The 20,818-nt window shown below is 71.0% G+C and carries 23 protein-coding genes; 3 read left to right on the forward strand and 20 right to left on the reverse strand.

Annotated features, from left to right (window positions below):
• Window positions 1-133 precede the first annotated feature (133 nt).
• Together D7V80_RS04590 and D7V80_RS04595 are read left to right on the forward strand one after the other, a co-directional pair.
• Window positions 134-1,537, forward strand: a complete 1,404-nt coding sequence (locus tag D7V80_RS04590; protein WP_370452458.1) for a YhjD/YihY/BrkB family envelope integrity protein — start codon at window positions 134-136, stop codon at window positions 1,535-1,537.
• A gap of 125 nt (window positions 1,538-1,662) precedes the next feature.
• Window positions 1,663-2,013, forward strand: coding sequence for an HU family DNA-binding protein (locus tag D7V80_RS04595; RefSeq protein WP_043321998.1), 351 nt, complete (start codon window positions 1,663-1,665; stop codon window positions 2,011-2,013).
• 3 nt (window positions 2,014-2,016) lie between these two features.
• On the opposite strand, the gene D7V80_RS04600 is transcribed toward D7V80_RS04595, so the two are convergent.
• From D7V80_RS04600 to D7V80_RS04650, 11 genes are all read right to left on the reverse strand, one after another.
• Window positions 2,017-4,092 carry a flagellar biosynthesis protein FlhA gene (locus tag D7V80_RS04600; RefSeq protein ID WP_120586993.1) on the reverse strand — a complete coding sequence of 692 codons (2,076 nt, stop codon included), beginning with the start codon at window positions 4,090-4,092 and terminating at the stop codon, window positions 2,017-2,019.
• Window positions 4,092-5,138, reverse strand: a complete 1,047-nt coding sequence (locus D7V80_RS04605; protein ID WP_120586994.1) for a flagellar biosynthesis protein FlhB — start codon at window positions 5,136-5,138, stop codon at window positions 4,092-4,094. Before D7V80_RS04605 ends, D7V80_RS04600 begins: the two co-directional genes overlap by 1 nt.
• The gene (locus D7V80_RS04610; protein ID WP_120586995.1) at window positions 5,135-5,929 is read right to left on the reverse strand and encodes an EscT/YscT/HrcT family type III secretion system export apparatus protein; all 795 of its coding nucleotides are present in this window, start codon (window positions 5,927-5,929) and stop codon (window positions 5,135-5,137) included. Before D7V80_RS04610 ends, D7V80_RS04605 begins: the two co-directional genes overlap by 4 nt.
• Window positions 5,926-6,195 carry a flagellar biosynthetic protein FliQ gene (locus tag D7V80_RS04615; protein ID WP_120586996.1) on the reverse strand — a complete coding sequence of 90 codons (270 nt, stop codon included), beginning with the start codon at window positions 6,193-6,195 and terminating at the stop codon, window positions 5,926-5,928. Before D7V80_RS04615 ends, D7V80_RS04610 begins: the two co-directional genes overlap by 4 nt.
• Before the next feature lie 4 nt (window positions 6,196-6,199).
• Window positions 6,200-6,925, reverse strand: a complete 726-nt coding sequence (gene sctR / locus D7V80_RS04620) for a type III secretion system export apparatus subunit SctR (protein WP_120586997.1) — start codon at window positions 6,923-6,925, stop codon at window positions 6,200-6,202.
• Window positions 6,922-7,416, reverse strand: coding sequence for a flagellar biosynthetic protein FliO (locus tag D7V80_RS04625; protein ID WP_120586998.1), 495 nt, complete (start codon window positions 7,414-7,416; stop codon window positions 6,922-6,924). Before D7V80_RS04625 ends, sctR begins: the two co-directional genes overlap by 4 nt.
• Window positions 7,413-8,531 (reverse strand): FliM/FliN family flagellar motor switch protein, encoded by a 1,119-nt coding sequence (locus tag D7V80_RS04630; protein ID WP_233585135.1) that lies wholly within the window; start codon window positions 8,529-8,531, stop codon window positions 7,413-7,415. The genes D7V80_RS04625 and D7V80_RS04630 overlap by 4 nt, the downstream gene beginning before the upstream one ends.
• 165 nt (window positions 8,532-8,696) lie before the next feature.
• The gene (locus tag D7V80_RS04635; protein WP_120586999.1) at window positions 8,697-9,176 is read right to left on the reverse strand and encodes a hypothetical protein; all 480 of its coding nucleotides are present in this window, start codon (window positions 9,174-9,176) and stop codon (window positions 8,697-8,699) included.
• A 7-nt stretch (window positions 9,177-9,183) separates the two neighbouring features.
• A complete protein-coding gene (locus D7V80_RS04640) occupies window positions 9,184-9,999 on the reverse strand; it encodes a flagellar M-ring protein FliF (protein ID WP_120587000.1) in 816 nt (271 codons plus the stop codon).
• A 15-nt stretch (window positions 10,000-10,014) separates the two neighbouring features.
• A complete protein-coding gene (locus tag D7V80_RS04645) occupies window positions 10,015-10,503 on the reverse strand; it encodes an ATP-dependent helicase HrpB (protein ID WP_120587001.1) in 489 nt (162 codons plus the stop codon).
• 12 nt (window positions 10,504-10,515) lie between these two features.
• The gene (locus tag D7V80_RS04650; protein ID WP_120587002.1) at window positions 10,516-11,013 is read right to left on the reverse strand and encodes a hypothetical protein; all 498 of its coding nucleotides are present in this window, start codon (window positions 11,011-11,013) and stop codon (window positions 10,516-10,518) included.
• 226 nt (window positions 11,014-11,239) lie between these two features.
• Here D7V80_RS04650 and D7V80_RS04655 point away from each other — a divergent pair, with 226 nt between their 5' ends.
• Window positions 11,240-11,572, forward strand: a complete 333-nt coding sequence (locus D7V80_RS04655; RefSeq protein WP_014398934.1) for a PilZ domain-containing protein — start codon at window positions 11,240-11,242, stop codon at window positions 11,570-11,572.
• Between the two features lie 16 nt (window positions 11,573-11,588).
• Here the strand turns inward: D7V80_RS04655 and D7V80_RS04660 are convergent, their stop codons facing one another.
• The 9 genes from D7V80_RS04660 to D7V80_RS04700 form a co-directional block, all read right to left on the reverse strand.
• Window positions 11,589-11,990, reverse strand: a complete 402-nt coding sequence (locus tag D7V80_RS04660; RefSeq protein ID WP_120587003.1) for a response regulator — start codon at window positions 11,988-11,990, stop codon at window positions 11,589-11,591.
• A 129-nt stretch (window positions 11,991-12,119) separates the two neighbouring features.
• Entirely contained in the window at window positions 12,120-12,845 is a 726-nt protein-coding gene (locus D7V80_RS04665; protein WP_014398936.1) for an SH3 domain-containing protein, read from the reverse strand.
• Window positions 12,845-14,722 carry a BatD family protein gene (locus D7V80_RS04670; RefSeq protein WP_120587004.1) on the reverse strand — a complete coding sequence of 626 codons (1,878 nt, stop codon included), beginning with the start codon at window positions 14,720-14,722 and terminating at the stop codon, window positions 12,845-12,847. The genes D7V80_RS04665 and D7V80_RS04670 overlap by 1 nt, the downstream gene beginning before the upstream one ends.
• Complete coding sequence (locus D7V80_RS04675; RefSeq protein ID WP_120587005.1) at window positions 14,706-15,734, reverse strand: tetratricopeptide repeat protein; 1,029 nt, start codon at window positions 15,732-15,734, stop codon at window positions 14,706-14,708. Before D7V80_RS04675 ends, D7V80_RS04670 begins: the two co-directional genes overlap by 17 nt.
• Complete coding sequence (locus D7V80_RS04680) at window positions 15,731-16,786, reverse strand: VWA domain-containing protein (protein ID WP_120587017.1); 1,056 nt, start codon at window positions 16,784-16,786, stop codon at window positions 15,731-15,733. The genes D7V80_RS04675 and D7V80_RS04680 overlap by 4 nt, the downstream gene beginning before the upstream one ends.
• Window positions 16,786-17,796: a VWA domain-containing protein gene (locus D7V80_RS04685; RefSeq protein WP_120587018.1), complete on the reverse strand. Its 1,011-nt coding sequence runs from the start codon at window positions 17,794-17,796 to the stop codon at window positions 16,786-16,788. The genes D7V80_RS04680 and D7V80_RS04685 overlap by 1 nt, the downstream gene beginning before the upstream one ends.
• Window positions 17,771-18,760, reverse strand: a complete 990-nt coding sequence (locus D7V80_RS04690) for a hypothetical protein (RefSeq protein ID WP_120587006.1) — start codon at window positions 18,758-18,760, stop codon at window positions 17,771-17,773. Before D7V80_RS04690 ends, D7V80_RS04685 begins: the two co-directional genes overlap by 26 nt.
• Window positions 18,757-19,638 (reverse strand): DUF58 domain-containing protein, encoded by an 882-nt coding sequence (locus D7V80_RS04695; RefSeq protein WP_120587007.1) that lies wholly within the window; start codon window positions 19,636-19,638, stop codon window positions 18,757-18,759. The genes D7V80_RS04690 and D7V80_RS04695 overlap by 4 nt, the downstream gene beginning before the upstream one ends.
• Before the next feature lie 24 nt (window positions 19,639-19,662).
• Window positions 19,663-20,652: a MoxR family ATPase gene (locus D7V80_RS04700; RefSeq protein ID WP_120579511.1), complete on the reverse strand. Its 990-nt coding sequence runs from the start codon at window positions 20,650-20,652 to the stop codon at window positions 19,663-19,665.
• Between the last annotated feature and the right edge of the window lie 166 nt (window positions 20,653-20,818).

Consider the following 20,818-nt stretch of genomic DNA (forward strand, 5'->3'; position numbering starts at 1 on the left):
CACGCCAGGGGTGTCGTCGAGTCCCTGGCCCATCTGAATCGCCTGGGATGAACCGCTCGCCTTCGCGCCTTCGCACGCTCGTGGACTCCCGCGCCCTGGCCGCACCGGGCTGGAAGCACACCAGGAGGGAGTCTTGAAGCTCCGGAAGCTGTCCTGGCGCGTGCGGCGTTCGCTGGTGCGAGCACGGGCCTGGGCGCTCCAGACAGCGGCCCGCGTGTGGGCGCCCATCGGGGCCACGTCAGCGGGCCGCTTCGCGGCGGACATCTTCTTCGCGGGGCGCACCGTGGCGCGCGGCTTCATGGGCGAGAACCTGCGCCTGCGCGCCGCCGCGCTCACGTACATCAGCATGTTCTCGCTGGTGCCGCTGCTGACCGTGGGCATCGTGCTCTTGCGCACGCTCCACCAGGAGCAGTTCCAGCGGAAGCTGCGCTTCGTCATCTCCGAGGTGCTGGCACCGGGGGTCAGCGAGGAGTCCGCCGCCCTGCTCGACCGGTTCCTGCACCCGGGCGACTCCATCGCTGTGGGCAGCGTGGGCTTCCTCGCGGTGCTGTTGTCGGCGGGCTCGCTGCTGCGCCACATCGACGGCGCGGTGAACGAGCTGTGGGGCATCCGGCGCCAGCGCCCGTGGCTGACGCGCCTGTCCATCTACGCGGGCCTGCTGCTGCTGGGGCCCATCTTCCTGGCCATCTCCTTCTCCGGTACGGGCCGGGTCCGCATGCTGCTGCAGAGCCACGCCCCCTCCGCGCCGTTCTTCATCGGGGTGGGCACCATGCTCATCGCCATGGGCAGCCTGACGCTGCTGTACCTCTGGACCCCCTACGCCCACGTGCGCGTGCGCTCGGCGCTGGCGGGCGGACTGGTGGCCGGCCTGGGCTGGATGCTGGCGAAGCAGGTGTACGCCGAGTTCGCCGCGCGCAGCTTCCTCTACAACCCCCTCTACGCGTCGCTGGGCGCCCTGCCCCTGTTCCTCGCCTGGGTGTACGTGAGCTGGCTGGTGATGCTGTTCGGCGCCCGGCTGTCCTACGCCGTGGAGCACGTCTCCTTCCGCGACTCGCTCTTCGCGTTCGGCAGCCACCCGCGCGCGCACGAGCTGGTGGGCGCGCGCGTCGCCCAGGACGTCACCCTGTGCTGGGTGGATGGCGCCACCCCGCCCCTGCCCCGGGAGCTGGCCACGCGGCTGCGCGTGCCGGAGTCGCTGGTGCACGAGGTGGTGGACCGCATGGTGGAGGCCCGCCTGCTGGAGCGGGGACGGCGGGGCGGCCTGCGTCCCACGCGAGACCCCGCCGACATCACGCTCGCCGACACCACGCTCGCCGTGCACGGGGTGATGATTACCGGCGGCCCGGAGACCTGGACGGGCCCCAAGGCCCCGGGCTTCGAACAGTTCGAACCCCTGTTCCAGGCGGCCGACTGTGCCGGGGTCGACCTGCTGCGCCGCACCCGGTGGCTGGACCTGGTGACGCCGCTGCGCCCGGGGCTGCTCGCCCCGCCCGCCCCCGAGGCCCCCAAGGCAGCGGCCAGCGGCGGAAATCCGTAACGTTTATAGAGGGTTGGAAGCCCACCCGGCTTGCAAGGAGGAGGTGTTCTGTTATGTATTCGGGACTCGACAACGGGCCAGAGAGCCCTGTCACCAAGGGGTCACGGGGTTTGCGGGAGCGTCCGATGCTCAAGTCCGATCTGATCAACATCCTCGTTGCCAAACGAGGCGTGACCCAGAAGCAGGCGGAGGCGACCATCGAGACGATTTTCGAGTCGATGAAGGACGCCCTCTGCCGCGGGGAGAACATCGAGATTCGCGGGCTTGGCGCCTTCCACGTGAAGAACTACCAGGGCTACCAGGGCCGCAACCCGAAGACGGGCCAGGTCATCCCGGTGAAGCCCAAGCGCGGCCTGCTCTTCCGCACGGGCAAGGAGCTGCGCGACCGGGTCAACCGTCCCGCGCCGCTGCAGGCCCAGTCGGACCTGCCGCCCTCCTCCGAGTTCAAGGGCAGCAGCGGCACCGGCACCCTCTAGGCCTCACCGCCCCACGGCGACCGGCGACAGCCGGCCAATGGGGCGAATCTGCAGGTCTCCGTCCAGCTCACCGTAGGTGAGCACCGCCACGTCCGGGAACGGGCCTTCGCACAGCTTGCGCAGCGGACGGCGGATGTCCGGGGCCGCGAGCACCACCGCCCGGCCGCCGTTGGCGATGACCCGCACCCCTTCCAGAATCTCCATGATGCGCTCCGGCTCCGGCGCGAGCCCTCGGGGACCGCTGGCGCGCAGCACCTCCTCCACTTCTGGATCCACGAGGTACGCGTACAGTGGGCCCGTGGGCGCGAACTGGTGGCTCAGGTAGCGGTGCAGGGCCTGACGGCAGCGCTCGGCCAGGGCCGTGGCGTCGCCTTCGGTGGTGGGCGCCACGAGCGCCTCCAGGATGGCTCGCAGGTCGCGGATGCTCACCTGCTCCTGCACGAGCCGCCGCAGCACGTCCACCAGCAGCGGCAGCGGCACCTTCTGCAGCGCTTCCTTCACCAGCACGGGCGACTGGGCCTCCAGCCCCTCCAGCAGACCCTGCACCTCCTGGAGTCCCAGCAGCGCGGCGGCGCGCAGGCGCAGCACGGCCCGCAGGTGGTCCGCGATGAGTTCCGAGGGCTTGCGCACCGGCACCTGGGCCAGCTCCAGCCGGGAGCGGGCGCCCTCCCCCACGCGGCTGATGGGCCGCCCGCTGGCGGGCTCCACCGACGCCTCCGCCTGGACCTCCAGGAAGGCCAGCTCCCCCGGAGGAACGAGCGCGTACAGGGCGCCGGGCTGCACCACGCCGCCACCGGCGGGCACTTCGTCCAGGAGGATGCGGTATTCGCCGGGGCCCAGGTAGGCGGCGTGCGTCCGCACCCGGATGCCAGGGATGCGCACGCCCAGTTCGAAGAACAGCTCGTCGCGCACGGCGTTCAGCACCGTGTGCACGAAGGCGCCTCCGTCCGCCTCCGCGAGCGGCGTCAGCTGCGCGGACAGGTCCAGCGTGAGCGGCGTCACCCCGACCGGTGCCTTCGCGCTCTCCGGCGGCTTGCCCGCGGTTCCAGCGGGCACCGAGGCCTCCGAGGAGGCGCCATCCTTCGACGGTGACTTCTCCGGCGCCTGGCCCTTGCGCCGCAGCGCATACCCGAGCCCGCCGAGGCCCGCCGCCAGCGAGAGGAAGGTCAGGTGCGGCATGCCCGGCATCAAGGCCAGCGCGACGCACAGGCCCGCGACGGTGGTCAGGGTGCGGAAGTCACCGAAGAACTGGGAGCCGATCTCCGCCCCGAGCGAGTCCTCCTCCTTCTCCGACGCCACCCGCGTGACGACGAGGCCCGCGGCCACCGCGATGCACAGCGAAGGTATTTGGGACACGAGCCCGTCGCCGATGGCGATGAGCGCGAAGGTGGCGGCGGCCTCGGAGAAGGACTGGCCGTTCTGCAGCACGCCGATGAGGGTGCCGCCCAGCAGGTTCACCGCGACGATGACCAGGCCCGCGATGACATCCCCCTTCACGAACTTCATCGCGCCGTCCATGGCACCGAACATCTGGGATTCGCGCTCCAGGTCGCGCCGCCTGCGCCGGGCCTGGGTCTGGTCGATGGCGCCCGCGCGCAGGTCCGCGTCGATGGACATCTGCTTGCCGGGCATGGCGTCCAGCGTGAAGCGGGCGGACACCTCCGCCACCCGCTCGGCGCCCTTGGTCACCACCAGCAGCTGCACCAGCGTGAGGATGGCGAACACCACCGCGCCCACCACGTAGTCGCCTCGCACCACGAACTCGCCGAAGGCCTGGATGACCTCGCCCGCGTGGCCCTCGGAGAGCGCCAGCCGCGTGGACGACACGTTGAGCGACAGCCGGAACAGCGTGGTGAAGAGCAGCAACGTGGGGAACGACGTCACCCGCAGCGCATCCTTCGCGTTCAGCGCGGCGACCAGCAGCGCCACCGCCGCGGCCAGGTTCACCGCGAGACCCATGTCGAGGAGCCACGCAGGCAGCGGGATGATGAGCGCCCCCAGCACCGCCGCCATCGCCACCGCGAGCACGACGTCCGAGGACTGACGGGCCTTCAGCAAGACCTTCAAGAATGGGGGCATCACGTCTGTCTCCGTGGACGGTCGTCCGGCTCGCGAAGCTCCATCGCGGTCCGCAACACGACGGCCGCCGCCTGGTACAGCTCCTCGGGGATGGACTCTCCGACGTCGAAGTGGATGAGGCTGCGGGCCAGCGGCACGTCCCGGACCACGGGGATGCCCTGCTGGCGCGCCTCCTCCTTGAGCGCGAGCGCGTCCTGCTCGCGGCCCTTGGCCACGAGATAGGGCGCGTCGCATTCGCCCGCGTCGTAGCGGAGCGCGACCGCGATGTGCGTGGGGTTGACGATCACGGCGGTGGCCTTCTGCACTCCACGTGCCGGACCGCCCTGCGCCAGTTGGCGATGAAGGGCGCGCCGTTGTCCCTTGTGGCGCGGGTCGCCCTCGCTCTCCTTGTGCTCCCGCTTGACCTCTTCGCGGGTCATCATCAGCTCGCGCCGGTGACTGCGACGGGCGAGCGCGTAGTCCACGGCGCCGCACCCCAGCACCACCCACGCCAGTCGCGTCACCAGCGCCGCCAGCCGGTCGAGCAGGAACTCCATTCCCTGGGTTCCATCGAGCCACGCGGTTCGCAAGGCATCGGGGCCGACCGCCTCCACCTCGTTCCAGACGATGAGGCCCAGCAGTGCCGCCACGAGCAGCGCCTTGCCCAGCTCGACCAGCGGCTTGACGCTGAAGAGGCGCTTGAGGCCCGCGGCCGGGTTGATGCGCTCGAGCTTCGGCGCGGCATGGCGAGCGTCCATTTCGAAGCCCACGGTGGCGACGGAGACCGCCAGCGAGGCCACGAGCGCTCCACCCAAGGCAGGACCGCACAGCCGGGCGGCGACCCAGGCCCCCTCCTCCCATGCGCCAGCGGCGGTCTGTTCCAGCATCAACCGCGCGGTCCAGTCCCGCAGACGGGCAAAGCCCTCTGGCGCGAACGCGATGAAGCCCAGCAGCCCTCCCAGCGTCGTCGCGCTGGAGGTCAACATCCGGCTGCGCGGGAGCTGGCCCTTGCGCCGGGCCTCCCGCATCCGTTTCGCGGTGGGCTGCTCCGTCTTCTCGCCGCTCATCGGGAGACCTCGCCCAGCAGCGCCAGCGCGCCCTCCGTCGAGGCCACGCCCGCGAGCAGCCGCTCACACAGCAGGCCCACGCCCAGCCACAGCAGCGCGCCGCCTCCGAGGATGCGCAGCGGAGCCCCCAGCTCCTGGAGGTTCACCTGGGCCGCGGCCCTCGAAGCCATGCCCAGGAAGCAGTCCACCGCGAGCGAGGCAGCCGCCACCGGAGCGCCCACCGCGAGTCCCGTGGCCATGGCGCCGCCCACCATCACCACCACGTGCAGGGCCGAGGCCTCCGTGGGCACGAAGGCCCCCAGTTGCACCACCCCGAAGCCGCGCAGCAGGGCGGAGAGCACCACGGGGAACAGCGCGCCCGACACCACCCTCGCCACCAGCAGGTGGTACAGCGCGTCTCCCGTGGCCGACTCGCGGCTCCCCGCCTGCGGCAGGCTCGCCTCCGCGGAGGTTCCCCGGAACAGGTCGATGAAACGGCCGCCCATCCTCGCCGCGTCGAAGGGCAGCGCGGCCACGAGCCCCACGGAGACACCGTAGGCCAGCTCACGCACCACGAGCGCCGCCATCACCACCGGCGTCTCCACCGTGCCACTGAACTCCACGCCTGCCTCGACGTGCAGGAACAGCGAGAGCGCGAGCACCAGCCCCAGCCGGACCGTCGTCGGCGCGGCCTGGCCTCCCAGCAATGGACAGAGGAACGCGATGGGCACGAGCCTCGCCGCGCACAGCGCCACCGCGACCACGTGCGGTCCCAGGGCGAGGAGCTGTTCGCCCAACGCCTCTGGATTCACAGCGCCACGTCCGCGATGAGCATGAGGAGCTGTTGGGTGAAGCGCGTGAGCTGTCCGGCGATCCACGGCCCCGCTAGCACGAGGGACAGCACCGCCGCGCACAGCTTGGGCACCACCGACAGCGTGCTCTCCTGCAACTGGGTCGTGGCCTGGAAGAGGCTCATCAGGAAGCCCACCACCAGGCTCGCGCCAATGGGCGGCAGAGAGGCGAGCACCATCAACAGCAGGGCTTCACGCCCCAGGGTGAGCAGGACGTCCTGGGTCATGGCGTCACCGGTAGCCGAGGATGAGTCCCCGCGCGAGCAGGGCCCAGCCATCCACGGCGACGAAGAGGAGGATCTTGAAGGGCAGGCTCACCTGGCCCGGCGACAACGTCTGCATGCCCAACGCGAGCAGCACGTTGGCGATGACCATGTCGAGCACCAGGAAGGGCAGGAAGATGATGAAGCCAATCTGGAAGGCCTCCTTCAGCTCGGTGATGACGAAGGCCGGGATGACGACGAACAGGTCGGTCTCCTGCACCTGCTCGGATTCCTCTGGAGGACGCAGCTCACGAGCCAGGTCCACGAAGCGGGCCCGTTCCTCTGGGCCTCCGTGCTTCATGAGGAAGGCGCGCAGGGGCTCCGTCACCTGCTTCGCGGCGGAGAGGACCTGCGCTCCGGAATGCACCTCGTCGTACGCCGCCTGTCCCGCGTCGTACATGCGCTCCATCACCGGCGCCATGATGTGCCCCGTCAGCACCACCGCGAGCCCCGTGAGCACCAGCGTCGGCGGTGCCTGCTGCGTACCCATCGCCGAGCGGGCCAGGGAGAGCACCACGGCGATCTTCGAGAAGCTCGTCAGCATCAGCACCGCGAACGGCAGCAGCGACAGGAGCGCGAGCATCCCCATCATCGCCAGCGGGCTGCCGGCATAGGAGGCCTGCGACAGGGACTGCTCCGCGGCGAACGCGCTCATGGGCAGGAACACGCCGCATCCGAATCCGAGGACTTTCATCCCCCACCCCGCTTCCGGAGTGCGCCGCACGCCGTCTTCGTCTGTCGCGCGCGGGGGAAGAGCACCGTGGGCTCCAGTTCCAGGTCGAACCGGGACTTCACAGTCGGCCTGGGCGTGGCGCCGCCGGGCAGGAGCGCCATGGTCCGGGTCTCATGGATCTCCGCGAAGGTGTCGCCGTAGGCCACGAGGTACCGCCGTCCATCCGCCTCCACGAGCGCGAGGCCACAGCGCTGTGAAAGCCCCGTTCGCGAGACGATGCTCAGGGGCTCCGGAGCGGTTGCGTCGGCACTCCCGGCCATGCCTCCCTTGCGAAGCAACACCCAGCCCAGCCCCGCGAGCGCCATTGCGCCGATCAACAGGCGCGAGGTCCCTACCAACGACAGTCCCCCCAGGGGCGCGAGCGTCGCCAGCCCCACGAGCAGGGCCGACGCGAACAGCAGCCTGCCGCGTGGCGAGAACGAGGACAGCAGCGTGTTCACGGGTGCGCTCACGGCAGCAACGCCAGGATGCGGGCGCCCACTTCGCCTTCGATCTCCACCAACTCCGCACGCGCGACCACCCGGTCACCCACGCGCAGCAGCACCGGGCTGCTCGCGTTCACGTGCAGGGGCAGCAACGTGCCCGGCTTCAGCGCCGCCAGCTCCGCCAGGGGCAACATCAACCGCGTCAGTTCAATCTCCACATCCACCGGGAGCGGCGGCATCGCCTCGCTCCGCTTGTTCGTCGCCACCATGTCCGACTCCTGTCGGGCCGCGCGCGAGTGCACGCTCCCTGTCGAAAAACCTTCCGCGAGAAACTCGCCCCGGAGCGCGAAGCCTCGGGTGATCAGCTGTCCCTGTCCCTCCACCCGGCCGTCCCGGAGACGCACGCCCTCGAAGAGCACGACGTCTCCCGCGGCCAGCACATCCACCGCAGAGGCCTGCAATGAACTGCGCCCCATGAGGCAGCGCGCGGGGATTGATGCCGCCAGCACCTGGGGCGCGGCCGTGCCTCCTGGCTCCAGGGGCAGTTCCTGGAATGCGGTCTGCACGGCACGGGCGGGCAGGAGCACCCGGCCTCCCACCGTCGCTCCGTCCACCGTTGCCGTCAGCAACACCGCCACGTAGGGCTGCCGCGTATCGACTCGCGTCAGCACGTCACCGCGCCGCATCGACACCGCGGACAAGCGGGGCCCCAGCCTTCGCACCCATTCGCCTTGCCCGCGCATCGCGGCCAGCGTGGACAGCAGCAGGTACACCAGCGTGGACTCTTCCAACCGGGTCAGCTCCGCCACGGGAGCCGGCCGCAGTCCCGTCCCCGCCAGCCTCGCCAGCGCCGCGAAGACCAGGGGTACCTCCAGCTCCACGATGGCGGTGCCCCCCACCGCCGACAGCTCCACCAGCGCGAACACCATTCCCACCGCCAGCTCGCGCTCCGGCTGGACCGCCGCCGGCACCAGGTGCCCCTCCACCTTCACCGCCGCGCCCAGGTCCCGCGACAGCGCCGCGCCCACGTCGCGCAGGAGCTCCGCGCCCCAACGCCCCACCTGGGGCCGCTGCCCCAACACCAGATGGGCTCGCGTCAGCCGCCGCGCTCCCGGGCGGAACGGACGCGTGGGCTTCCTCACGGCGCTGGGGGTCCTGACTGGATTCGTTTGCATCCGGAGCTCCGGGACGACGATGGGACACACGTCCCCTGTGCACGGCCATGGCCAGGGCGCCGGCTCGTGGAATCAGGGTGTTGGCAGGGGTGGAGGTCCGTCTTCGGGATGGCCTTCCACGCCCGAGGACGCTCAGCGCAGGGCTTCGCGGATGCGCCGCTCCGCCAGGGCGGTCAGGGCCGGTGCGGCATCCGCTTGTGACTCGGCACCCTCCCACTGGGGAAACCGGCTTCGGTGGTACGGCGGAAGGCCTCGAAAGGCTTCCTGACGCAGGGCTTCGGGTGCTGTCTCCAGGAAGAGGGCCAGCCGGTTCGCGCCGTCCGCACGCTCGCCGAACTCCACCGCCACCTTGGCCTGCCGCTGAGCGGAGGGCATGGCGGCGAAGCGCTCCAGGTGGCGCAGCGCCCTGCCCGCTTCGGCGTCCACCAGTCCCCCCAGCAGCTCCGCGGCGCGCTCCCGCGCCAGGACGCAGACGACCAGCGCGATGCGTTCCAGGGGCAGGGACAACGCGGGCAGCGTGACCTCCGCCACTGGGGCCCGCGGTGCTTCCTTCCTCGCGGGCAGGAGCTTCCGGGCCTTGCGTAGCACCCGTCCCACGCGTGTGACGTCCATGGCGTGCTCAGGCCAGCTTCCGCGTGGAGCCCGGGGTCACCACCGGCCGCGCGGGCGTGGGCGGTACAGGCGGCGCCGCGGGGGGCTGCTCCGCCAGGGCCCGGTAGTGCTTCCAGCGCAGCGTCGTCCAGACGAGCGCTCCGGACAGCCCCGTCACCAACACGCCCAGCAGGGCGAGCACCACGCGCAGCCGCAGCGGGACAGGGCCTCCCTTCGGGGACGGTGCCTCCACGTGCGTCGTCACCTCGTCCACCAGCAGCGACACCGCCTCCGGTGACAGCCCCTCCACGCCTCCCGCGATGAACTCACGCAGCATGTCCGCTGACTTGCGGACGCGCGTCGCACCGCCGGGCGCCGTGCGCAGCATGGCCGAAGCCTTCGAGGGCGCGGCAGGCTGGCCCGGCCTCGGCGGCGGTGGGACCACCAGGTGCACGCGCGCCAGCAGCACGCCGTCCACCGTCTGGAGCGTCTTCTCCAGTTCCCGCTCCATCCCCCGGACGCGGCAGACCTGTTCCTCCAGCGGCGAGCGCACGAGCCCGCTTCCGCCAAACACGTCGCAGCCCGTCTCCGCCGCGAGCCGGGGCAGCCCCAGCTCCGCCAGGATGCGCACCGCGTCCGAGGACTGCGCGTCCGTCACCTCAATGGCCCAGGTGGGTTTCTTGCCCGACTCGGGCACCTTGCGCGCGTCGAGCCCCCGCTCGACGAGCACCGTCTGCAGCTCATTGGCCTGACGCTCGTCGAGGCCGTGCTGGATGCGCTCCCGGCACGCCGAAGCGCCCAGGAGCAGGAGGAAACAGAGACAACGAAGGGGAGCGGAACGCATGAAAGGAAGAACTCCTCACACCTGGGTCTGGAGGACCTGCTTGACGCCGCCGGTGGCCTTCTCGACGACCTTGCCGGCGAGATCGAGCTCCTGACTGGCGCGGTAGACGTGGGCCTGGAGCGCGAGCAACTCCGAGGGACTGAACGTGCGGCCGGACTCGGCGAGCTTCAGGATGTGGTCCAGCCGCTGCTGCGCCTGCCCCACCCGGTCCAACATCTCCACCGCCTGCTGACTGCGCGCGGCCTGCGCCGAATCCACGCGGGCCCCCGGCTTCACCTCCGCGCAGCCCGCCTTCGCCCGCTCCACGCCGTCCGCCCGCGACGTGCCGGCGGCGGCCTCGGTAGGCGTGCGCACCGGCTTCGGCGGCCCCTCCGTCGTCACCGGCACGGGGCGTGACTGCGGCGTGCGCACGCCCTCCAGCACCTTGTTGAACGTCTCCCTGCCGGACTCCACCGCGGGCGAAGGGCCCGCGCCGCCCACGGCTCCCAACTTGTCGATGGCCATCGCGAACGCGCCTCAGCGGATGTTGTTGATGGCGGCCTTCGCCGAGTCGTGGCGGACCTTCATGATGTTGGAGATGGCGTTGTGCTCGCGGCTCTCCTTCTGCATCGCGTTCTGGAGCGCCACATAGGCCATGTTGAACTTCTGGCCGTCCGCGGCCATCAGCTTCTGCGCCTCCAGCAGGTCCCACGCGTCCCCCTGCCCCGTCGCCGCGCTCCCCGTCGAAGCCGTCGTCCCCGCCGTGCTCGCGCGCGCCGACATCGCGGTGGCACCTCCCGTCGCCGGCACCGACGACACCGCCTCGGCCGGCACCGCCGCGGACACCGTGCCGCTCAGCGTGGACACCACCGCGCTGGAGATGGGGCCTGCCGGCAACATGCCGCCCACGAGCCCCGCGCCCGTGCGCACCACCTCGCGCGCCGCTCGCGCCAGCGTGGGGCCGAACTCCGTCTTCGGCGTCTGGCGCGCGATGGACGGGGCGATGCTCAACGACGGGATGCGACGGTCTTCCAAGGGGTGCCTCCGGCAGGGATTCGCCGGGGCTGCCTTCCACCGTCCGTGCCAGCGGCCAACCCCTTGAAACGACAGGGGCGAGTTCCGTCACCTCCATGCCAGGCGTCTCCGCGGCGCGCGCGCCACGTCCACGGCGCGGGACGGCGGAGGAAAACCCGAAAACTTGCCACCGCTCCAACCTGCTTCACAGTTGTCGCGTCCTGTCGCACCCGAAGGTGAGCCCCCGATGATGAACCCCTCCAACGGTCCCCGTCCGAACGAGCGAGAGCGCTACCACCCGCGCGTCGAAGCCCGGCTCCAGGTGAAGGTGCTCCTGTCGGGCCGCACCGTGACGGCGCAGGCGCGCGACATCTCCATGAATGGCCTGTTCCTCCAGGCCCACCCGGCGGACTCGCAGCGCGCGCTCACCATCGCCCTGCCGCTGCCGGGCGACCGGGAGCTCGTCACCATGTGCACCATCCGCCGCCGGGAAGTGGACGGCGTCGCGCTGGAATTTGGCGAGCTGGACTGGGACGACCTCATCGCCCTGGCCCGGTTCCTCCACCCTCACCTGCCGTAAGGCCGCCGGTGGAGCGTCAGTCCGCGGCCGAGCGGGCCATGCGCAGCCGCTCCACCAGGTCCATCAGCTCCGCGCCGCGGAAGGGCTTGTGGATGTAGCCGTCCGCGCCCGCCTGCGTCGCGCTCGCCACATCCGCCTTCTTCGCCTTCGCGGTGAGCATGTAGAGCGGCACCTTCGCCGTGGCCGGGTCGCTCTTCAGGATGCGGCACACGGAGACGCCGTCCAGCTGCGGCAGCACCACGTCCATCAGGATGAGGTGGAAGTCGCGGTCGCGGGCCAGCTTCAGGCCTTCGATGCCATTGGCCGCGCAGACGACGTCCACCGCGCCGTCGCTCAACATGGAGCGAACCAGCTCGCGGATGACGGGCTCGTCCTCGACGAGCAGGATGTGGAAGGGCGCTTGCGCGTTGCCAGCCATGATTCCTCGGGGCCCCTCGTAGGCCATTGCCCTGGCGACGTCCAGCGAAGCGACACCTCCCGGTAGCCCCTCTGTACGAAAGCGGTCCCCTGTCGGTTTTCCCCGACGGCGGGGTCGCGCCGGCCCCGCCTAGATTTCGGAGACGCCGTCGCGCTCGGCCCAGCCCTCCAGGCCGTTGGGCAGGCGGATACGGACGTACTTCCCCGTCTCATCCAGCAGCTGCACCTTCAGGCCGGCGTGCACCTCGAAGAGCGAGCGCCCTTCCGAGCGAGGCAGCTCCCGCGCCACCAGGGTGGGCGCCAGCACCACGGCCTCGTGGACGTTCTGGTGGACCCAGATGTGCGCCCCCAGGAGCAGCGCCGCCGGCACCGCCGCCGTGAGGCAGAGGCCCGCCACCACCGCCACCGCCGTGCGCCGCATCGAAGGGAAGGCGCGCCGGAAGAGCAGCAGCGCGAAGCCCACCAGCCACGCGACGAAGAAGACCCAGGCCACGGCCGCGCCGTCCGTCGCGGCCGCCAGCCGGGGGAGGAAGGCCTCGTCCGCGGCGGCGCCCACGACCTTGTCCACCTGCCGCGCCCGCGCCAGGGCCAGGTTGGCCTCCAGGTCCTCGGCGCGTCCGCCCTGCTTCCGGGCCTGCTCCAGCGCCAGCACCGCGCGGCCCAGGTCGCCCCGGGCCAGGTGCGTGGTGCCCAGGTTGTAGAGCACGTCCGGCCCGCCGAAGCCGTGGGCGATGAGCTTCTCGTACTGGGCCTGCGCGGTGGCGTAGTCCTCGCGGCCATACGCGTCGTTGGCCTGCTGGAAGACGGCCTCCGCTTCCTCGGCGGTGTAGTAGCCCTGCGTCGCCGCGTCGCTCATCACGCCCAGCCTTCCATCACCGCCGCCGCGGTCGCCAGCACCTTGCGCCGCTCACCCGGTTCCACCCCGCCGCCGTAGCGGCCCAGGTCGCACGCCTCCAGCACGAAGAGCACGCGCGCGCGCCGCTCCGCGTCCACGCCCGCCGCCGCCAGCTTCTCCCCGAGCGCCTCGCGCGTCAGCCCGCCCACGGGGAAGCCCAGCTGGGCCTCCAGGAAGCCGACCATCGCCCGTTCGACCTCCACGTAGAACGCGCCCGCGTCCGAGCCCGCCTTGAGCTTCTCCGCCTCCGCCAGCCGCTTGCGCGCGGCCTTCGCCTGCTGACGGCCCCGGCCCGCCTCGGAGCGCGTGGCCAGCCGGCCGCGCATGCCTCCCGCGAACGCCACGCCCGCCAGCAAGCCCAGCGGCGCCAGCACGCCCGCGAGGAAGAAGGGCCGCATCCACACGGGCTGCGACGGTCCCACGAAGTGGGCCCGGGCTCGCACCGGACGCAGGCCGCCGGTGGTGAGCACGTTCTTCTGCTCGTTGGCCGCGTCCGCCACCTGCGAGGGCGTCATCGCCGACGGCAGCGAGGACACGCCGCCCGCGCCCGCCTCCACGGTGATGGTCACGGGGTCCGTGCGCGCCGTCTCATACTGGCGCCGCGACGGGTCGAAGTACGGGAAGCGCAGCTCCGGCAGCGTGAAGGTGCCCGTGCGCTGCGGCATCACCAGGTACTCCACCACGCGGCGGCCCTGGATGCGGTTGCGGTTGGGCGTGAGCCGGTCCGTCGTCGTGGGCTCGTAGATTTTCAGCGCGGACGGGCCGGTGAGCTTCGGCGGGGTGACGTTCTTCACGTTGCCCTGCCCCTCCAGGATGACCTTCACCGTGATGGGCTGCCCCAGCTCCACGCGCGTCTGCGACACGTCCAGCGACATGCGCCACGAGCCCACGTTCGCGTTGGACATGTTCGGCGGCGCGCCGTTCGGCAGGGGCCGCACCTTCACCTTCAGGCCGTTGGAGACGCGGTGCACGCGGTGGCCCGCGAAGAGGAAGCCCGTGGTGATGTCCGCCTCCGCCGGGGTGATCAGCAGCGTGCCGGACTTCACCGGGAACAGCGCGCGGCGGCGCAGCAGGTAGGCGCGGTACGGGATGCCGTCCACCACCTTCTGCTCGCCCGTGAGCTGCGTGGGGCTCTCCACCTCTTCGGTCCAGAAGCCCTCCAGCTTGGGCATCGTCACCGCGTCCACGCTGGACAGGTCCACGCGCGAGTAGATGTAGAGCGACAGCGTGGCCTGCTCGCCCACGTAGAGTTCGTCGCGGTCCAGGCTCGCGCGCAGGAACAGGTCCGAGTCCCCGCGCGGAATCACCGGCTCGTCGTCCCGCAGGCCCGAGTCGTCGTCCCCGAACGGGTCCGGCATGTTGCGGAAGTTGCGGAACGGATCCGGCAACTGCGGCCGGCCGCCCTGCTGCGCCTGGGGCGCGTTGCCCACGCGGCCTTCGCGCACGGTCAACGGCACGGCGTCCGTGCGGTAGGTGCGGCCTCCCGCGGTGAGCGTGGCGGGCGGAATGGTGAGCTTGCCCGCGCGCAGCGGGCGCATCAGCAGCTCGTGGCGGGTGATGTCCTGGATGACGGCGGGGCCGCCGCCGGACAACGAGATGGAGCGCTGGCTGCCGCGCGACGAGGAGAGCACCTCGAAGTCGTTGGACTGGGGCAGGCGCAGCTGGGCGTTGGACGGCGCGTCCACCATCACCACGGTGAGCTTGAAGGTGTCATCGGTGCCCACCTCGGTGCGGTCCACCGTCTGGTAGAACTCGATGTCCGCCGCCCACGCTGGCGCCGTGGCCAGGAGGGCGAGCACGGCGAGCAGCGCCGTGCGCCCGCTACCAGTCCTTCTCATTGGGCTTCCTCTGCTTCTTCTTCTGCTGGAAACGCCAGAGCTGGAGATTCTTCTCGTTCTGCTTCATCGCATCCAGCAGGCGCTCGGCCTCCTGCCGGTCGACGTCACCCGGCGAACTTCCGCCGTCGCGCGGGTTGGATTCCGTCTCCTCCTCGCCCTCGCTGCCGCCGTCCGCGCCGCCATCACGCGAGTCGCCTTCGCCCTCGTCCTGGCCACCGTCGCCCTGACCACCGTCCCCGCCGCCGTCGCTGGGACCGCCGTCGCCGCCGCCGTCCTGGCCCCCATCCGAGCCACCGTCACCGGGCCCGGCGTCGCCGCCGCCCCCGTCCGTGCCGCCGTCCTGGCCGCCATCCTGGCCACCGCCGTCCTGGCCTCCGTCGGCCCCGCCGTCCGCGCCACCATCCGGACCGCCGTCCTGGCCTCCGTCCTGCGGCGTGCCGCCGTCACCCTTCTGGCCGCCGTCCTCGCCCGCGTCCGGACGTCCGCCGTCGTTGCCGCCGTCCTGGCCTCCGTCGGTGCCGCCATCCGGGCCGTTCTGGGGCGGAGGCAGGTCGCGCAGCACCACCTCGTAGTTGTGCCGGGCCTGCGGATCCGTGGGATCCAACGTGAGCGCCTTGCGGTAGGACTTGAGCGCCTCCGAGCGGTCACCCGCCGTGGCCGCGAGGTTGCCCAGGTTGTACCAGCTCTTCTGCGCCAGGTCGGGCTGGCGCGAGGACTCCGCCACCTGCTTGAAGGCCTCGCGCGCCTCCGCATTGCGGCCCAGCTTCGCCAGCGCGTCCCCGCGGTTGAACTCCACCGTCGGATCATTCGGCCGCTCCTTCTTCGCGGCCTCGAAGTCCCGGAGCGCGTCCTCGTAGCGTCCGGCCGCGTAGGCCTCGCGCCCGCGCTGCACCAGCGGGTGGTCCTTCTCCAGCGGCCCCACCGCCCACGCGGGCCCCGGCAGCGCCAGGAGGCCCGCCAGGCCCACCGCCACCGCACGCGCCGCGCGCCGCCGCATCGGTTGCGTGCTCATGCGGCCCTCCGGCGCGAAGGGATGAGCGCCATGCCCAGCACCAGCAGCACCAGTCCGGGGACGGCGAACCACTGGAAGCGCTCGTCGTAGCGGACCGTCACGCGGCTCTCCAGTTCGCTCTTCTGCAACTGGTCGATGCGCTCCACCACCTGTCCCATCGCCACGCCGTTGGGCTGGTAGAAGAAGGCGCCGCCCGTCGCGTCCGCGATGGCCGTGAGCCCCGCGCGGTCCAGGCGCGTGATGACCGTGTCGCCGTTGGAGTCCTTCTTGTAGTCCACGAACTCGCCGCGCCGGTCATAGACGGGGATGGGCTCACCGGAGTCCGAACCCACGCCCACCGCGAGCACCTGGACGCGCGCGTCCTTGAGCGCCTCCGTGGCCTCGCGCACGTCGCCCGTGAGGTCCTCGCCGTCCGACAGCAGCACCACCACGCGCTCCTTGGAGCCCCGGTCCGCGTTGTCCAGCACCTGCTTGGCCAGCCGCAGCGCCGCGCCCACGTTCGTGCCGCCCTGGGGCATCGCGTCCGGATCCACCGCGCGCAGGAACAGCTTCACCGCCGAGTAGTCCGACGTGAGCGGCGACTGCACGAACGCATCCCCCGCGAACACCACCAGGCCCGCGCGGTCGCCCTTCAGCTCATCCAGCAGCGTGTTGAGCTCCAGCCGCGCGCGGTCCAGCCGGCTGGGCTGCACGTCCCTGGCGAGCATGGACTTGGACGCATCCAGCGCCACCACCACGTCGATGCCGCGTCGCTTCGTCAGTTCGCTCTTCGTGCCGCACTGGGGCTGCGCGAGCGCGAGCCCGAACAGCATCAGCCCCAGCCCGTACAAGCCGCCCTGCACCGCCGGCCGCCACACGGACACGCCGGGCGCGAGCGCCGTCACGTGGCGCTCCGCGATGAGCGCCGACAGCCGCGTCCTGCGCCCCAGCGCCTTGAGCAGCGCGAGCAGCCCCAACAGCAGGCCCACCAGGAACAGCCCCAGGAACAGCGGCTGCGCCAGGCCCACCTGGTAGCCCAGGAGCGTGAAGCGCCAGGCGTCCATCGTGGGCATCATGGGAACACCCGCAGGAGGGTGGCGCGCAGCAGCAGCTCCAGCGCGGCGAGCCCGAAGGCCACCAGCAGGAACGGGTGGAAGTTCTCCTTGTACGTGGCGCTGGCGCCGCCCTCCATCAGCTTCGAGCGCTCCAGCGCGTCCAGCACCTTCTGCAGACCCTGCTTGAGGCCCTCCGGGTCGGTGGCGCGGTAGTACTCGCCGCCGGTGCGGTCCGCGATGTCCTGCATCAGCTCCGGGTTGATGGGGATCTCCGTCTCGCGCCACACGGTGTTGCCGAACAGGTCCGTGCCCTGCGGGAAGGGCACCTTGCCGCCCTTGCCCACGAGGATGGTGTAGATGGGGATGTGGAGCGACGCGGCCATGTTCGCCGCGTCCAGCGGGGAAATCTTGCCGGCGTTGTTGTCGCCGTCGGTGATGAGGACCACCACGCGGCTCTTCGCGTCGGAGTCACGCAGGCGGTTGAGCGACGTGGCGATGGCGTCACCAATGGCCGTGCCGTCCTCCAGCACGCGGGTGCGCAGCTGCTTGAGCACTTCCTTCAGCACGCCGTAGTCCAGCGTCAGCGGGGACTGCGTGTACGCGGCGCCGGAGAACACCACCAGGCCCAGGCGGTCGTTCACGCGGCCGGAGATGAACTCGGTCAGCACTTCCTTCGCCACGTTGAGTCGGTTCTGCGGACGGAAGTCACCGGCCTCCATGGACGTGGACAGGTCCAGCGCCACCACGATGTCGATGCCCTCCACCGACAGGTCGCGCACGCGCGAGTCGCGCGACTGCGGCCGGGCGATGGCCACCACCGCCGCAATCACCGCCGCCGCGCGCAGGATGGGCAAGAGCGGCAGCAGGTACGTGCGGAAGCCCCGACCGCCCTTCGCGAAGACGTGCGCGGCGGAGAAGCGCAGCGTGGCTCGACGCTTGCGTTCCCAGAACGCGAGCGCCAGGAGCAGCGGCGCCAACAGCAGGGCCCAGAGCGCCTCCGGGTTATTGAACGCGAGGTCCGGGGGCAGCATCGGGCTTGGGGGGAGCGGGAGGAACGTACGTTTTGGCGAGCAGGTCGTAGCCGAAGGCCAGCGCCTGATTGCAGGACTCGGGGGAGGCGTCGGCGCGGGCGTACTTCACCATGTCCGACTCGGAGACGAAGCGCATCAGCGCGTCCTCCGGCAGGCCCGGCGTGGGCAGCCGGCGCAGGGACGCCATCAGTTCGGACGACGTGCACTCCAGGGCCTCGAAGCCGTAGCGCTCGCCCAGGTAGCCGCGCACGATTTCGGAGAGGCGGAAGTAGAAGTCCTTCACGTGGCCACGGCCGGGCAGGTCCTCGCGCTTGAGCGCGTCCAGGGACTGGCGCACGCGCACGTCCAGCGGCAGCACCGGGATCACCTTCTCGCGCTTCGGCCGGCGCTGCCACCAGCGCACCAGCGCCCAGACCGCGACGGCCACCGCCAGCGCCACCGCCAGCGCGTAGAGCAGCGTCCAGGAACGGATGGGCACTTCCTGCGGGGGCTGGTAGTCGAACAACTCCGCGCCCTGCCCCTGCGCGTCCGGCGGCAGCGTGGAGGTCACCTCCACGGTCTTGCCCTTGAGCACGAAGCGGCGCGGCCCCTCCGGCGTCGCCACGTCGAAGGCGAGGTCCGGCAGCTGCACGTCGCCCAGGTCGAACGCGGAGAAGCGCAGGCCGAACGTCGTGGTCGCGTCGTTCGCGTTGTCCTGGCGCTGGCGCGTCTGCTGGAGCAGCTCCACCGCGCCCTCACCCGTGGGCGCCACCAGCTCATAGCGCTGGTCCTTCGGGTGCGTGAGCGTCACCTGGTAGGTGAAGGGCTCGCCGATGTGCACCGATTCCGGCTCCACCCGCGCGGACGCGCCCGTGGGCGTCACCGTCTCCAGGGCGACCGGGGCCTTGGGCGAGGGGGCCTGGGCCCACACGGCCGGCGCGCTGACAAAGAGGACGGCCGCGAGGACGAGCGCGTGTCTCATGCCGCCATCCTCCGGGCCCGCGCGCGGAAGAAGTTGGCCAGCGCCTTACCGTGATCATCCCCGGCGCGCAGCTCCACGTGGTCCAGCTCCAGCTTCTTGAACAGCTTGCGGCGCTCGTCGCGCTGGGCCTGCATGGCGCGCATGAACCTGCCGCGCACGGCGGTGGAGCTGGTGTCCACCACGAAGCGCTCGCCCGTCTCCGGGTCCTCCATCTCCACCAGGCCGTGGGCGGGGAAGCGCTGCTCCAGCGGATCCTCGATGACCACCGGCACCAGGTCGTGGCGGCGGCCGACGAGGCGCAGCGGCTTCTCGTAGCCCGTGGCCATGAAGTCCGACACGAGGAACGTCACGGCCTTCCGCTTGGACACCTGCGTCAGGTACGTGAGCCCCGCGGACAGGTCCGTGCCGTGGCCCTTGGGCTTGAAGGTGAGGATGTCGCTCACGAGCCGCAGCACGTGCGTGCGGCCCTTGCGCGGCGGGACGACCTTCTCCACCCGGTCCGAGAAGAGGATGAGCCCCACGCGGTCGTTGTTCGCGATGGCGCTGAACGCAATCTGCGCGGCCACCTCCGCGGCGACCTCCGCCTTGGTGCGGTCCTTGGAGCCGAACTCGTTGGAGGCGGACACGTCCACCAGGAGCATCACCGTGAGCTCGCGCTCCTCGGTGAAGACCTTGATGAACGCTTCGTTCATGCGCGCGGTGACGTTCCAATCGATGAAGCGGATCTCGTCGCCGGGCTGGTACTGGCGCACCTCGGAGAAGGCCATGCCGCGGCCCTTGAACACCGAGTGGTACTGGCCGGCCAGCATGTCGGAGACCACCTTGCGGGTGCGGATCTCCAACTTGCGGATGCGGCGGATGAGGTCCTTGGGCAGCACGGGCGCGCTCTTACCGGGGCCTTGTCAGGGGACTTCCACGCGGTCGAAGACGCGCTGGATGATCTTCTCCTGGGTGAGTTCCTCGGCCTCCGCCTCGTAGGTCATCGCGATGCGGTGGCGGAGCACGTCGAAGGCGATGGCCTTCACGTCCTCCGGGGTGACGAAGCCGCGGTGGCGCAGGAACGCGTGCGCGCGGGCCGCCTGCGCGAGCGCGATGGTGGCGCGCGGCGAGGCCCCGAACTGGATGTAGTCCGCCAGGTCCTTGAGGCCGTAGCGCGCGGGCTCACGCGTGGCGAACACCACGTTGAGGATGTACTCCTTCACCTTCTCGTCCATGTAGATGGCGTGGACGAGCTCGCGCGCGCGCACCAGGTGCTCCAGCGCGATGACCCGCTGGACCTTCGGCGACGAGCCGCCGGACATCCGGTCCATGATGACCTTCTCCTCATCACGGGTCGGGTAGCCCACCTTCACCTTGAGCATGAAGCGGTCCACCTGCGCTTCGGGGAGGGGATACGTGCCCTCCTGCTCGATGGGGTTCATGGTGGCCAGCACCAGGAAGGGCGAGGGCAGGCCGAAGGTCTGGTCGCCGATGGTGACCTGGCGCTCGGCCATGGCCTCCAGGAGGGCGGACTGGACCTTGGCGGGGGCGCGGTTGATTTCGTCCGCGAGGACGATGTTCGCGAAGATGGGCCCCTTGCGGACGGTGAAGGCGGCCGTCTGCTGGTTGTAGATCATGGTGCCGACGAGGTCCGCCGGCAGCAGGTCGGGCGTGAACTGCACGCGCATGAAGGTGGCGCTGAGCGAGTCCGCCACGGTGCGCACGGTCAGCGTCTTGGCGAGTCCGGGCACGCCCTCCAGGAGGACGTGGCCGTTGCACAAGAGGCCGATGAGGATGCGTTCGAGCATGTACCGCTGCCCGACGATGACCTTGCCGGTCTCCTGGTTGAGGACCTCGACGAAGCTGCTTTCCTGCTGCACGCGTTCGGTGAGCGCGCGAATGTCGGTGTTCATGTCCCCTCTGTCGGCCTGGGCGGCGGGCAGCCTAGGGTTCCCGGGCGTCCGGCTCAACACCGCTGTACGCCGGACATTCCGTCAAGCCGCCCCGTGCCGTAAAGGGTCATCCTCCCATGTCCCGCCCCTGTCCCTTATACACATCTGACGCTGCCGACGATAAGGC

The organism is Corallococcus sp. CA054B (assembly GCF_003611625.1).
Classification (GTDB): domain Bacteria; phylum Myxococcota; class Myxococcia; order Myxococcales; family Myxococcaceae; genus Corallococcus; species Corallococcus coralloides.